The organism is Streptomyces sp. NPDC007164, from assembly GCF_040634135.1.
In the GTDB taxonomy this organism is placed as follows: Bacteria; Actinomycetota; Actinomycetes; order Streptomycetales; family Streptomycetaceae; genus Streptomyces; species Streptomyces sanglieri.
In genome coordinates, this window is sequence record NZ_JBEYFB010000001.1 from 230305 (window position 1) to 244481 (window position 14177).

Here is a 14177-nt window from a genome sequence, read left to right on the forward strand (position 1 = left end):
ACGTTTGACGTGAGCAGACCACTCGCGTGATCGACCGGGGGTCCGACGCGCCACCGGTTCATCCGGATTTCGCCGGCGGGACCTCGCGCGCCCCGGACAGTGGCGCCGGACCCCGGCACTCACGCCCACCGGGTTCTCACCCGCCTCCGCACCGCCCCCGTGCCGCGCTCACCCGTGCGCCCCGGATCGAATGGGCGGTCGGATCCCGGAAATGTCGGCGGTCCGGTGTGAAGCCAGTGACAGGCGGGCAAGGCTTGACGGGATTGGCAGGTGCATGCGCGGCCGCTGAACTCTGCAAGGGGGATGGGGTGTTGGGAGACCGTCCCAGCGCATGAGGCTGAGGCGGCGGGCGATCGGGTGCCTGCTCCCCCTCGTGGTTCCGAAAGGGTGCGCATGAAGCATTTCCGGCTGCTCGTTCTCGGTAACGGCGTTTCCGCGTACGGCAGTTATCTGAACATGGTCGCGCTGAACGTCTTCGTCTACGACGTCACCGGGAGCGCCCTGGCCGCGGGGCTCTTCATGGCGGTGCGGCTGGGGACGAGTGTGGGGGCGGGGTTCGTCAGCGGGCGCCTTGTCTCGGCGTACGACCGCAAGCGGCTGATCATCGGCGCCGACCTCGGTCAGGCGCTGGCGCTCCTGGTGCTGCTCCTGGCGCCCGAGGCCGGCCGGATCTCCCTGCTGTACTGCCTGGCCGTGGTCACCGGGGGCTGCTCGACGCTCTCGCAGGTCGCCCTGCGCAGCAGCATCCCGGAGATCGTGGGGGCCGAGCACCGGACCCGCGCCAACAGCCTGCTGGTCACCGGCCGTTCCCTCGCCATGATCGCGGGCTTCGCCTCGGCGGGTGTGGTGGTGGCGCAGCTCGGGTACACGGCGGCGTTCGTCTTGGACGCGGGCACGTTCCTGGTCTCCGCGTCGGTACTGCTGGTGCTGCCGATCCGCACGAGGGCCCGGTCCGAAGGGTCCGGGGGCGCGGAGGAGGGCGCGCCGGGCGCCGGGCGCCGTTCCGTCCGGCTGTTGTGGGCCGGCGCGCCGGTGCTGATGGCGATGATCGCCGTGCGGGCCGTCGACGGGCTGGGCTCCTCCTCGCACAATGTCGCGCTGCCCGTCTACTCCAGCCTGCTGGACCCCGACCACCCGGCCACCTTCATCAGCCAGTTCTGGGCCACCTGGGCGGTCGGCACCATCATCGCCCAGCAGGTGCTGGCCCGGCACAACCGCCGGACCGGACGCACGCTGGGCGAGCGTGCCTTCGCGGTCGGCGCCTGTGTCATGTCGGGGGCGTTCATCATCGTGTTCAGCGGGCTGCCCACCGTACCGGCGCTCGCCACCTCACTCCTCGCCGGAGCGGCGGACGGAGTCACCGAGGTCGTCTACGTTTCACGGCTCCAGCTGGTCCCGGACGAGCAGCGCGGACGCCTCTTCGGGCTCTCCGCCTCGGCCGAGAACGCCGGGTTCGGACTGGGGATGCTGGTCAGCGGATCGCTGCTGGAGTCCTTCTCCCCGTTCCAGGTGGTCGCCTCCCTGCACGGCCTCGCCATCGTCCTGTGCCTCGCCCTGCTGACGCTGCTCGTGCTGCGCCGTTCCCCGGCCGGGACCGGGCGATTACGTGAGGCCGGCGACGCCGCCGTGCAGGAAGGGCGCGGCTGATGGGCGGGGGCGGGCAGGACCCGCGCATCGCCGTGGTCGGGATGGCCTTCCGGCTGCCGGGGGCCGACACCCCGGAGGACCTGTGGCGCATCATCCGTGACGGCGAGGACCGCTTCACCCGCTTCACGACGGACGAACTGAAGGCCGCGGGGGTCCCCGAAGAGCTGTACCGGCGCGACGACTTCGTCGGGGCCTCGGCCGTCCTGGACGACATCGCCGGGTTCGACGCCCGGCACTTCGGGATGAGCGCCCGCGAGGCCCGCCTGACCGACCCCCAGCACCGCCTGTTCCTGGAGTGCGCGCAGCACGCCCTGGAGAACGCCGGCTACCCGGACGAGCGGGACGGCAGGCGGATCGGGGTCTATGCCAGCACCGGCTACCACCTGTACAGCATGCAGTCCTATCTGCTCAACAACGTCCTGCCGAACGAGGACATCGCCGACTGGCTGGCCGGCATGCAGGTCCTGGTGGGCAACTACACCGACTTCAACGCGACCCGGGTCGCCCACCGGCTCGGTCTCACCGGCCCCGCCGTCAACGTACAGACCGCCTGCTCCAGTTCGCTGGTGGGTGTGCACCTGGCCGCCCAGTCCCTGCTGCTGGACGAATGCGACATCGCGCTGGCCGGCGCCGGCGCCGTCCACGTCCCGCAGGTGCTCGGCTACCACTACGTCAAGGGCTCGATCCTCTCCAGGACCGGCCGGCTCCGGGCGTTCGACGCGGCCGCGAACGGGACCGTCGGCGGCACCGGTGTCGTGGCCGTCGTACTGAAGCGGCTGACCCGTGCGCTCGCGGACGGCGACACCGTGCACGGCGTCATCCGCGGCTGGGGCATCTGCAACGACGGCGCCGACAAGCAGGCGTTCGCGGCACCCAGCGCGCGGGGCCAGCAGCAAGCCGTACGCCGGGCGCTGGACCACGCGGGCGTCCGGGCGGACACCATCGGGTATCTGGAGACCCACGGCACCGGCACCCTCAAGGGCGACCCCATCGAGCTGGAGGGGGCGGGCGCGGCGTACCGGCAGGACACGGACCGGACCGGCTACTGCGCTCTCGGAGCCGTCAAGGCCAACATCGGGCATCTCGACGTGGCGTCCGGACTGGCCGGTCTCGTCAAGGCCCTGCTGGTGCTCAAACACGGTGTGATCCCTCCGATCGCGGGCTTCACCGATCCCAATCCGCTGCTCGGGCTGGCGGACAGCCCGTTCTACGCACCCCGCGCCCCGCATCCGTGGCCCGAGAACGGCACCCCCCGGCGGGCGGGTGTCACCTCGCTCGGGGTCGGCGGCACCAACGTCCACCTGATCCTTGAGGAAGCCCCCGAACCCGGGCCGCGGTCCGCCACCGCGGCCCCGCCGGACGTGCTCCTGGTCTCCGCGACGAGCCGGGAGGCCCTCGCCGACAACGTACGGTCCCTGCGCGACGTGCTCCGCAGGCGGACCGCGCTGCCCCTGGCGGATCTCGTCACGACCGCCGCGCTCGGGCGCTCGCACGGCCGGTACCGGATCGCGGTCCGGGCGAGCACACCGTCCACGCTGGCCGACGCCCTGGACGCCTGGCTCCGCGGCCCCGCACCGCTCGCGACCGCCGCGACCGCCGCGACCGCCGCGTCCCCCGTGCCGCCGGGGGACGCCCCCACCCGGGTGGTGTTCCAGTTCACCGGTCAGGGTTCGCTGCGCCCCGGGGCGGCGGCGGCCCTGTACGAACGGTTTCCCGTCGTGCGTGAGGTCCTCGACGCCTGCGAGGCGTGGCACCGCCGTCTCACCGGTGAACCGATGCTGACCGGACTCCTCACCGAGGGGGCGGGCACCCCGGGGGCCGTCTGGCCGACCGCGACCGCGCAGCCGGCCCTGTTCGCCCTGCAGTGCGCCCTGGTCCGGCTGTGGGACGAGGCGGGCATCAAACCCTGGGCCGTGACGGGCCACAGCGTCGGTGAGTACGCGGCGCTCTTCGCGGCCGGGGCGCTGTCGCTCGCGGACGGCCTGGAACTCAGCACGTACCGGGGCCGGCTGATGCGGGAGCACTGCGCGCCGGGCGCCATGGTGGCGGTGGCGCTGGCGCGGGAGTCCGCCACGGAGCTCGCCGCCGCTCACCCCGGCCTGGAACTCGCCGTGACCAACGGGGAACGCTCCCATGTGCTGGCCGGTCCCGTCGCGGCCGTGGACCGGATGTGCGCCGCGCTCGACGACCGGTCCACCCCGTACGAACGCCTCGCGGTGGACCGGGCCTTCCACACCGCCGCTACGGAGCCGATGCTCGACGCGTTCGCGACGGTACTGGCGAAGGTCCCCTTCGCACCGGTACGGACCCGCTTCATCAGCTCTCTCGACGGCCGGACCCGGGAGCCCGGCTGGGTGCCGGACCCGGAGCACCTGGTCCGCCATGCCCGCGAGCCGGTGCGCTACGACGCGTCGCTGCGTGCCGTCGCCGGTGAACGGCCCGGCGTACTCCTGGAGATCGGCCCGCACACCACGCTCAGCAGCCTGGCCCGCCGCTCCCTGCCCGCGGTGCGGGCGGTTCCCTCCCTGCACCGGAACACCGGGCTCACGGCACTCTTCGGCGCTGCGGCGGATCTGCACTGCGCGGGAGCGGATGTCCGCTGGGAGACGTTCCTGGCCGGCACCGGAGGGCGGCGCGTCCCGCTGCCCGGCTACCGCTTCCAGCACCGACACCACTGGGTCGGGGCCCCACCCGGGCCCCGCGGACCCATTTCCCCGGCGAGAGAGGAACGCACCATGACGACAGAAGTGACGGAGACCGGACCGCTGCTGGACAGCATCCTCGGTTTCCTCTCCGGAGCCTTCGGGGAGGACCTCACCTCGGTCCCCGCCGACACCCCCTTCTTCGATCTCGGTGCGGACTCGCTCCTCATGATCAATGTGCTCCGGGAGATCGAGCAGGAACACCACGTCAAGATCACGATGCGAGAGCTGTTCGACGAGACGGGAACGCCCCGGCTTCTCGCCGAACTCGTCGCTGCGCGGCTGCCCGGGCGGCCGGGCCGGTCCGGGCAGCCCGGGGCCGTCCCCCGGCCGGCCGCCGCACCCGCGACCGCCGGGCCGGCGACGGGCGGCACACCGCCTGTCCACGCCGCGTCGGCCGACGACTCGCCGCCTGTCGCCCATGCCGTACCGCACGACGTCCCGCACCCCCACCCCGTACCGCACGACGTCGTCGCGGACGCGGGCCCCGTCACCCGGCAGGAGCCGGACGGCGGTCCCGTCACCCGGCAGGAGCTGCGGGAGCTGGCCCTGCGGGTCCAGCAGCTGTCACAGATCCAGCTCCAGATGCTCACCCAGATATCCCAGCTCTCCGAGTTGCTCGCGCTCCGGAGCAACTCGGCGGCGGCCCTGCCGAACGACGAGGTGGTCCGGTGAACGAGCAGAAGAGCCTCACTGCCGCCCTGGACCGGGACCTGGCCGACATGGCCCGGCTCGCGCAGCGCATCACCGAACAGATCGGCGCCGGGCCGGCCGTGGCCGGCGGTGCACGACAGCCTCAGGCACACGGGCCGCGCGTGGTGATCGCCCCCGATGCCGGCATGGTCCGCTCCACCTCGCCCCGCACTCAGCAGAACCATCTCGACGACCTCGTACGCCGGTACACGGCACGTACGGCGGCCTCCAGACAACTCGCCCAGCGCCACCGCCGCAGACTCGCCGACAGCAGAGCGGTCGTCGGATTCCGCAAGTCGACCAAGGAGATGCTCTATCCGGTAGCGGCCCGTCGCGCGGAGGGCGCACGGATCGAGGACATCGACGGCAACAGCTACACCGACATCACCATGGGTTTCGGGGTGCTCCTCTTCGGCCACGAGCCCGGCTTCGTCCGGGAAGCCGTACGCGAACACCTCTCCCGGGGCATCCGGCTCGGCCCCCGCAGCGTCGAGACGGGCGCGGCCGCCGAGCTGCTGTGCGAACTGACCGGGATGGAACGGGTGGCCTTCGCCAACTCCGGTACGGAGGCCAACGCGGCGGCGATCCGTCTGGCCCGTGCCGCCACCGGCCGCGACCGGATCGTCACCTTCCAGGGCTCCTACCACGGCCATGCCGACCAGGTGCTGGGCCGGCAGGCGGGCCACGGCGCCCAGGAGGGGACCGTACCCGTCTCCCGGGGCATCCCGCACAGTGCCGTCGCCGAACTGACCGTCCTCGAATACGGCAGCGAGAAGGCCCTTCAGGCGATCGAACGGGACGCGGAGCGGATCGCGGTGGTCATCGTCGAACCGGTGCAGAGCAGGCATCCCTCGCTCCAGCCGGCCGCGTTCGTCCGCAAGTTGCGCGAACTGACCGCTCGTCACGGCATCGTGTTGATGTTCGACGAGATGCTGACCGGATTCCGTCCCGCGCTCCGCGGCGCGCAGGAGCTCTACGGCGTCACCCCGGATCTCGCCACCTACGGCAAGCTCCTCGGCGGCGGATTCCCCATCGGCGCGATCGCCGGACGCTCCGACATCATGGACGGGGTCGACGGCGGTCACTGGACCTACGGGGACGACAGCGGTCCGACCGCCGACACCACCTTCTTCGGCGGCACTTACCTGCAGCATCCCGTGTCGATGACCGCGGCGCACGCCGTACTCACTCATCTGAAGGAGCACAGTCCGCACCTTCAGGAGCGGCTCAACGCCCGGACGACCGAACTGGCCACCGGACTCAACGACTTCTTCGAAGCCGAGGAATTCCCCCTGCGGATGGGCTGGTTCGGCTCCCAGTTCCGCTTCGAGCACCGCGCCGACATGGAGCTTCTCTACTACCACCTGATGCTGCGGGGCGTGCACGTATGGGAGTGGCGCAACTTCTTCCTCTCCACGGCTCACACCGACGGTGACATCGAGCATGTGGCCGATGCCGTGCGGGGGTCGCTGAGGGACCTGCGGAAGGCCGGTTTCTTCCGCACCGGCACGGGCCCGTCCCGGCGCCCCGCACCCGTCCGGGCAGCCGTCGGACCGGCGGCGGCCCTCCCCGTCCCGTCGACCGAAACCGTGGCCGATGCGGTGGCGGGCGAGGTGGCGGACGAGGTGGCCGATGTGCCGCCCGTTCCCGCGGCCGTCCCGGTTCCCGTGGCCGTCCCGGTTTCCGCGGCGGCCACGACGCCGCGTCGCGCGGACTTCAGCCTCTACTTCTTCGGCGACTACCCGGACGACGGACCCGGCCCGAAGGAGGGCCGCTACGAACTGCTCATGGAGGCGGCCCGGTTCGCCGACCAGCACGGGTTCGAGGCGCTGTGGATGCCCGAACGGCACTTCAACTCGTTCGGCGGCCTCTTTCCGAACCCCGCCGTCCTGGCCGCGGCACTGTCCCGGGAGACCCGGCGCATCCGCATCAACGCCGGCTCGGTCGTGCTCCCGCTGCACGACCCGATCCGGGTGGCGGAGGAGTGGTCCATGGCGGACAACCTCTCCGGCGGACGCGTCGGCCTCGGCGTCGCGAGCGGGTGGAACGCCAACGACTTCGTCTTCTTCCCCGAGCGCTTCGGGCCGCACAAGCAGGAGATGTACGACCGGCTGGAACAGGTGCGGAGCCTCTGGCGGGGCGAGACACTGCGCCGCACCACCGGGGACGGCGAACGCGAGATCCAGCTCTTCCCCCGCCCCGTCCAGACGATGCCGCCGCTCTACACGGCGGTGGTCGCCAACCCGGAGTCGTACGAACGCGCCGCCGCGCACGACCTGGGCATCGTGACCAATCTGATGACCCAGGACATCGACCAGCTCAGGGACAACATCGCCCGCTACCGCCGGGCCCGGGCGCTCCACGGCCTCGACCCGGACGCCGGACGGGTCGCCGTCCTGCTGCACACCTATCTCGCCGACGACCACGACACCGCCCGCGCCGAGGCCTTCGCGCCGATGGCCCGCTACATGCAGGCCTCGCTGTCCCTGTTCAGCGGCGTCACCAACAGCCTCGGTGTCACCACCGACCTGAGATCGCTCAGCGAGGACGACCTGGACGTGGTCTTCCGGCGCGCCTACGGCCGCTACTGCGACCAGCGGGCCCTGATAGGCGACGTGGACACCGTCCTGCCGGTGGCCGAGGCGGTGGCCGACGCGGGCGCGGACGAGATCGTCGCGCTGGTCGACTTCGGCGTATCGGCGGACCAGCTGCGCGCCGGTCTCCCCCGGCTGGACGCCCTGCGCCGCCGGCACCGGGAGCGGCGGACACCCGACCCGGGCGCGCCCCTGTCCCCGGGCCAGGAGCGGATCTGGTTCCTGGAACGCCTGCTCCCGGGACGCACCGCCTACAACGAGGTGAAGGCGATCCGCCTGCGCGGTGCGCTCGACACCGAGGCACTGCACACCGCGCTGCGCCGGCTCGTCGCCCGCCACGAAGGGCTGCGCACCGTCTTCCGGCAGGCCGGCGATTCGGCGGTCCAGCTGGTGCGGGAGGCCGCCGAGCCCGACTTCGGCGTGGTGGACGGCACGCTCCGGGCCGAGGCCGCCGTGCGGGAGGCGCTGGCGACGGAGAGCGCCCGCCGCTTCGACCTGGAGAACGGTCCGCTGTTCGTCAGCCGGCTCGTACGTACCGCGGTCGACGAGCACGTGCTGGTCCTGTCCTTCCACCACATCGTGGTCGACGCGGCCTCGGCGACCGTCCTGTGCCGGGACCTCGCCGCCTTCTACCGGGCGGCGCGCGACGGCACCGAGGCCGGGCTGCCCGCGCTGACCTGGAGCTACGCCCAGCACGCACGGGAACAGCGCGCGACGGCCGACGGCCCCGGCAGCGCGCGGGACCTGACCCACTGGCGGCGCGTGCTCGGCGGCGACCTCCCGGTCCTCGAACTGCCCACCGACCGCCCCCGGCCGGCGGAGATGACCTCCGAGGGCCGCGCCGTCTTCCGCTCCCTCGGCCCCGGGCTGTCCGAACAGGTCAGGCAGCTGAGCCGGGGCCAACGAGCCACCCTGTTCATGACCCTGGTGGCCGGCTGGGCGGCGATGCTGCGGCGGGTCACGGGGCAGGAGGACATCGTCATCGGCATCCCGGTCTCGGACCGGCCGCGGCGGGCCGAGGAGCTGATCGGCTTCTTCGTCAACACCGTCGCCCTGCGGGTCGACCTCACCGGCGATCCCGGGTTCGCGACGCTGCTGGACCGGGTGCGTACCGTCGCGCTCGACGCCTACGACCACGCGGGGACACCGTTCGAGAAGGTGGTGCGCGTACTCGCTCCGCCCCGCAGGACGGACCGCACGCCGGTGTTCCAGGTGTGCGCCGAGTTCCAGTCGTCGGAGCCGTTCCGCCTCGACCTCCCCGGCATCGAGGCGGTCGCGCTGGACGCCGGCCCCGACAAGGCGCTGACCGATCTGACGGTCTACTTCACCGACGGGCCGCAGGGCGTTCGCTGTCATCTGGAGTACAACGCGGATCTGTTCGAGCCGGGCACCGTCGACAGGTTCTTCACGGTCTTCCGCGACCTTCTGGCCGCCGCCGTCGACAAGCCCGGCACACCGCTGTCCCTGCTCGCCCGCCCGGCGGTCGAGGGCGACGAGGTGCCGGAGAGCTGGGAACACGGCCCGGTCCGGCCGGTCGCGGACACCACCGTGCACGACTGGGTCGCCCGGCAGGCGGCGGCGCACCCTGCGCGGACCGCGGTGGAGGCCGAGGACGCCGTACTGACCTACCGGGAGCTGGACGAGCGGGCCGGCCGGCTCGCCGCCGTGCTCGCGGAACACCGGGCGGACGAGGACCGGGAACCCCTGGTGGCGGTGTGGCTGCCACGCTCCGCGGAGCTCGTCGTGGCGCTGCTCGCCGTGCTGCGGGCCGGTTGCGCGTATGTGCCGCTCGACCCGTCGCTCGGTGCCGTCCGCGCCGCGCAGGTGATCGCCGAGAGCGGCGCCCGCACGGTGATCAGCGGCGCGGACGGACCGGGGGAGCTGCGGCTGCCCCGATCGGTGACCGTCGTCGCGCCGGACGCCGCCCCGACGGGAGCCCCCGGGCCGGGCACCCGGCCGGCCACCGGCACCGGCACCGGCACCGGGGGCTCCTCCCTCATCTCCGCGTGCTCCGTCATCTACACCTCGGGCAGCACCGGCACGCCCAAGGGTGTCGTGCTCACGCACCGCGGCCTCGTGGACCTCTGCCAGTGGCACCACGAACGCTTCGCGTTCACCGGCGACGACCGGAGCGCCGTCGTGTGCAGCCAGAGCTTCGACGCCTCACTCCTGGAGATCTGGCCGGCGCTGACGGCGGGCGGCACGATCGTCGTGGCCGGTGAGCCGGTCCGCCGCGATCCGCTCGCCCTGGCCCGGTGGTACGCGGACCAGGACATCGCCTTGAGCGTCCTGCCGACGGCCCTGGGCGAACAGGTGCTGCGCCTGCCGGTGGCCGATCAGCCCCCGCTGCGCCATCTGCTGCTGGGCGGCGAGGCGCTCCGGAGCCGTCCCCGGCCCGAGGCCCCCTACGAGACGGTGAACATCTACGGCCCGACCGAGACGACCGTGCTGTGCGTCGTCGACACGGTCTCCCCCGGGGCCGGCGGGCCCGTCCCGGACGAGGGCGCGGACGAGGGGGCGGACGTGATCTCGATCGGGCGTCCGGCCGACAACGTGACCCTGCGCGTGGTGGACGCCTCGGACAAGCCGGTGCCCATCGGTGCGGTGGGTGAGCTCCTCGTCGGTGGTCCGGGCGTGGCCGCGGGCTATCTGCACCGGCCGGACCTCACCGGGGAGAGGTTCACGGCCGAGCCGGACAACGCCGAGCCTGAGAGCGGGGCGGAGAACGGGACCGAGAGCCGCTACTACCGCACGGGCGATCTGGTCCGCTGGACGGCGGACGGGCGACTCGTGTTCGTGGGCCGTACCGACGACCAGGTGAAGATCCGCGGATTCCGGGTCGAGCCGGAGGAGGTGACGCAGGTACTGGGCCGTCTCGACGGTGTCCGCCGGGCGGCCGTCGTCGGCCTGCGCCGTGCGAACGGCGAGGCCTTCCTGGCCGCCTATGTGGTACCCGCCGGGCCGGGCCGCGACAGTGCGGCGGAGCAACGGTCCCGCACGGACCGGTGGGCCGAAGAACTCAGCCACCGCCTGCCGGAGTACATGGTGCCGCGCGCCTGGCGGATCCTCGACGAACTGCCGCTGACCGGTAACGGCAAGCTGGACCGGACGCGGCTCCCGTCGGCCGGTCCCTTCATCCCGGCTGCCGGTCCCTTCCTCCCGTCGGCTGGTCCCTTCCCCCCGGCGGCCGGCGAGGGGGCCCGCCGGGCCGGCGGCCCGGCGCCGGAGGCCGAACCCCGCACCGCGCCGGAGGCCGAACCCCGCACCACGCCGACGGACGGACTTCGTGAGCTCTGGGCGGCCGAGTTCGGCCTCACCGCGTCGGGTGTCGATCCGGATGTCTCCTTCTTCGACCTGGGCGGGCATTCGCTCACCGCGACGAGGCTGGTCAACCGGATCAGGGAGGCGTGGGGCATCGAGTACCCGCTCTCGCACCTCTACCAGGAGCCCACGCTGCGCGCCATGACGGAGTTCGTGCACGACGCCGGATCGCGAAGGGTCGTCCGCCGGGGCCCGGCCAGCCGACAGCAGTCGCGCTTCGCCACCCTGCAGGCCCGCCACGCCAGACCGCAGGTCTTCAACGTCGCCCTGCGGATCACCTTCTCCGGCCGGCTGGACCCCGGATCCCTCGGCACCGCACTCCAGCAGCTGACCGAGCGTCATGAAGCGCTGCGTACCCGCCTGGTACAGGAGGGCCTCGGCTCCTGGCGCCAGGAGGTGCTCGAATCCCGCCCCCTCGACCTGCCCGTCGACGACCTCACCTCACGGCCGGAGCCGGAACGGCGGGCCGAGGTGGAACGGCTCGCCGAGCGGGCGGCAGAGACACCGCTCGACCTCTTCGAGGGGGACGTGCTCTCCGCCCGCCTGCTGCGCACCGGCACCGAGGAGTGGGTACTGCTGCTCGTGCTGCACCACTGCACCTGCGACGGGTGGGCCCTGACCACGCTGCTCAATGAGCTCGCCGCGCTCTACCGTACGGCCGTCACCGGAACCGGCCCCGGCCTGTCACCCGTGGTACCGCAGCAAGTGGAGTACGCGCACTGGCAGATCGCCCACGAGGCGGCGACCGGTGGGCGCCGCACGGACTACTGGCTGGACGAACTCGCCGACGCCCCCTTCGCGGTGGATCTGCCGCTGGACCGGCCGCGGCCCGGCGCCCTCAGCGGGCGGGGCGGAGTCGTCGAATTCACCGTGCCCGCCGAGGTCCGCGCCGATGTGGAACGGCTGGCCGCCCGGCGGGCGACCACGCCCTTCGTGGTGACCGCGGCGGCGCTCGGCCGGCTGCTGGCGGCGAAGGCGGAGCAGGAGGACGTGGTGATGAACATCTCCTACGCGGGCCGGGAAAGCCGCGAGTTCGAGTCCCTGGTGGGCTGCACGGCCACCGGGTTCGCCCTGCGGGTCCGTGACGCGCGCGCCGGTTCCTTCGCGGCGCTGACGGACCGGGTCACCCGTACGACGGTCCTGGGCATGGAGCACGCCATGCCGCCGCGCCAGGTGGCGCCGGCGATGCGGGAGCGCAGGGGCGTCGAAATACCGGACAGCCTGGCCGTCGGCCTGGCCTACGAGAGTTCGCTGGACACCGGGATCGAACTGCCGGGGCTCACCACCACGGTGGCGGAGATCGCCCCGGCCGCGTCCCGGTCGGAGTTCATCATGGTGCTGACCCCGGCCGGGGACGTTCTGGAGGGTGCCGTGGAGTACTCGGCCGACCTGTGGGACCGGGCAACGGTCGAGACATGGACCCGGGAGTACGTACGGCTGCTGCGGGACGAGGCCGGGGAGGCGCTCGCCGACGGCGTCCACCCGCGCCGGGACAGCCCGCGGTAACCGGCCCCGCGGCAGCCGGCCCTGCGGTCGGTCACGTGGCCGACGCGTGACCGACCGCAGCCGGGAACGGGCGGAAGCACCTGGACCGGGGCCGACGCAGGCGGTGCGTCGGCCCGGTACGGCGGCTCGGCCGCGTCAGGCCCAGGGCCTCTCGTCCGGATCGCGGCGCGCCCGCCGCGAGACCGCGGCACGCAGTACCCGCTGTCCCTCGGCCGAGACCTCCAGCACCTGGCGCAGTCCGGCGCCCGCCGACGCGGCGTCCGCGGTCGCGGTCGCGGCCAGCATCTCCAGGATCCGGATCTGCCGGCGCAGTTCCCCGGCGGGCAACGGGCCCGCCCCATCCGGATCGCCCGCGCGCCGGCGTCGCGCCGCCTCCGTACCGGCGCCCGGCGCCGTGTCCGGGTCGAGGTGGACCTCCAGGGCCAGCAGCGAGCAGGCGTCGGCCCACTCCCGCAGCTCCGGCGCCGCCCGGTCCGCGGGCGCCTCGCCCAGCAGCTTCCGGATCCGCGGGGCGGCGCCCTCCTCGTCGGCCGCGGCGTCCAGCGCCGCGCGGACCTCCGCGATCCGCTCCGGCCAGGCCGCCGCGTCCGCGCACCCCGCCCAGAGCGGACGGAGCGGATCCGGGTCCGCTCCGTCCACGGGCTGCGGCAGGCAGCGGTCGAGGCAGGCGACCGCGCTCGCGGCGAGCCCGCGCTCGTCGGCGGCGGCGATCAGTTCCAGCAGGCTCATCGGCGTCTCCCGTCGGCACGCCCCCGTGCGCACGCACATGGGGACGAGGCGCTTCCTGTTACCGCTCCTGTACCGCTTTCAGCGCCGGATGGCTCAAAACCGTCACCACGGAGGCCGAATAACGTCGCTCAGTGGGCGCGGCCCCAGTCACCGCGCCCCGGTACGCCCGGGGTGCCCAGCGGATACGTGCCGAGGGCCGCCCGCTCCCCCTGCATCCGGGTCAGCTTGCGGACGAAGAGGACGGCGAACACCGCGGCCACGATGTCGAGGACGTCGCTCCCCATCACCAGGGCCGTCGTATCGAGGATCTCCTGCGGCTGCTCGGCCTTCCAGGACTGCCGGGTCGCGTATTGGGAGGCGATCAGCGAGACGACCCAGAACCCCCACCACAGGTTCATCACGGTGGCCGGGACCGAGCGCCAGCTGCCGTCGGTGTTCGTCTGGGCGCTCGCGGTCCAGATGCCGCCCGCGATCCGGCGCGGCAGCACCAGGTTGGCGATCGGGACGAACCAGGCTCCGACGGCCCAGCCGGGCCTCATCGGCTGCATGCTCGGGTCGAACACCTCGGCGTTGAGCCGTACCCGCCGGAACCAGATGATGAAGACGACCGCGGTGGCCAGGCTCACGAGGGACTGCAGCACGCCCGCCGTCCCGTACAGATTGTCCGCGAGCGTCGCCTCCGCCTCGTCGTAAGTCGCGAAGTCGTTCTCCAGCCCGGCCGCGATCACACGGCGGCTGTTCAGTCCCGCCGCCACGGCGAGCAGATCCGCCGCCGCGACGACCGCCAGCAGGACGACGACGGCCTTCGCGAGCCCCTCGGGCGAACGCAGGTACTGCTGCGGCGCGAAGAAGGCCGGGGCGGGCGGCATCGGGGCAGGTGCCGCCCCGGCCGGGCCGGCGCAGAGCAGGCAGCGTCCGTCGTCGGTGACGGGCGGTCTGAGACGGCAGGTGGAGCAGAGCATGAAGCGGAACCCCCCAAGGTTCT

General features: G+C 73.0%; 5 protein-coding genes. 3 read left to right on the forward strand and 2 right to left on the reverse strand.

The features are described 5' to 3' along the window. The first annotated feature begins 393 nt into the window (after positions 1-393). The 3 genes from ABZ622_RS00960 to ABZ622_RS00970 are packed head-to-tail and all read left to right on the forward strand — an operon-like array spanning position 394 to position 12463. Positions 394-1647, forward strand: coding sequence for an MFS transporter (locus ABZ622_RS00960; RefSeq protein WP_360539081.1), 1254 nt, complete (start codon positions 394-396; stop codon positions 1645-1647). After that, positions 1647-5024, forward strand: a complete 3378-nt coding sequence (locus tag ABZ622_RS00965) for a beta-ketoacyl synthase N-terminal-like domain-containing protein (protein ID WP_360539084.1) — start codon at positions 1647-1649, stop codon at positions 5022-5024. The genes ABZ622_RS00960 and ABZ622_RS00965 overlap by 1 nt, the downstream gene beginning before the upstream one ends. Continuing rightward, positions 5021-12463 (forward strand): MupA/Atu3671 family FMN-dependent luciferase-like monooxygenase, encoded by a 7443-nt coding sequence (locus ABZ622_RS00970; RefSeq protein ID WP_360539087.1) that lies wholly within the window; start codon positions 5021-5023, stop codon positions 12461-12463. Before ABZ622_RS00965 ends, ABZ622_RS00970 begins: the two co-directional genes overlap by 4 nt. A 135-nt stretch (positions 12464-12598) precedes the next feature. Here the strand turns inward: ABZ622_RS00970 and ABZ622_RS00975 are convergent, their stop codons facing one another. Together ABZ622_RS00975 and ABZ622_RS00980 are read right to left on the reverse strand one after the other, a co-directional pair. Continuing rightward, positions 12599-13192 (reverse strand): hypothetical protein, encoded by a 594-nt coding sequence (locus tag ABZ622_RS00975; protein WP_360539090.1) that lies wholly within the window; start codon positions 13190-13192, stop codon positions 12599-12601. A gap of 128 nt (positions 13193-13320) precedes the next feature. After that, entirely contained in the window at positions 13321-14154 is an 834-nt protein-coding gene (locus ABZ622_RS00980) for a DUF4328 domain-containing protein (RefSeq protein WP_360539093.1), read from the reverse strand. Between the last annotated feature and the right edge of the window lie 23 nt (positions 14155-14177).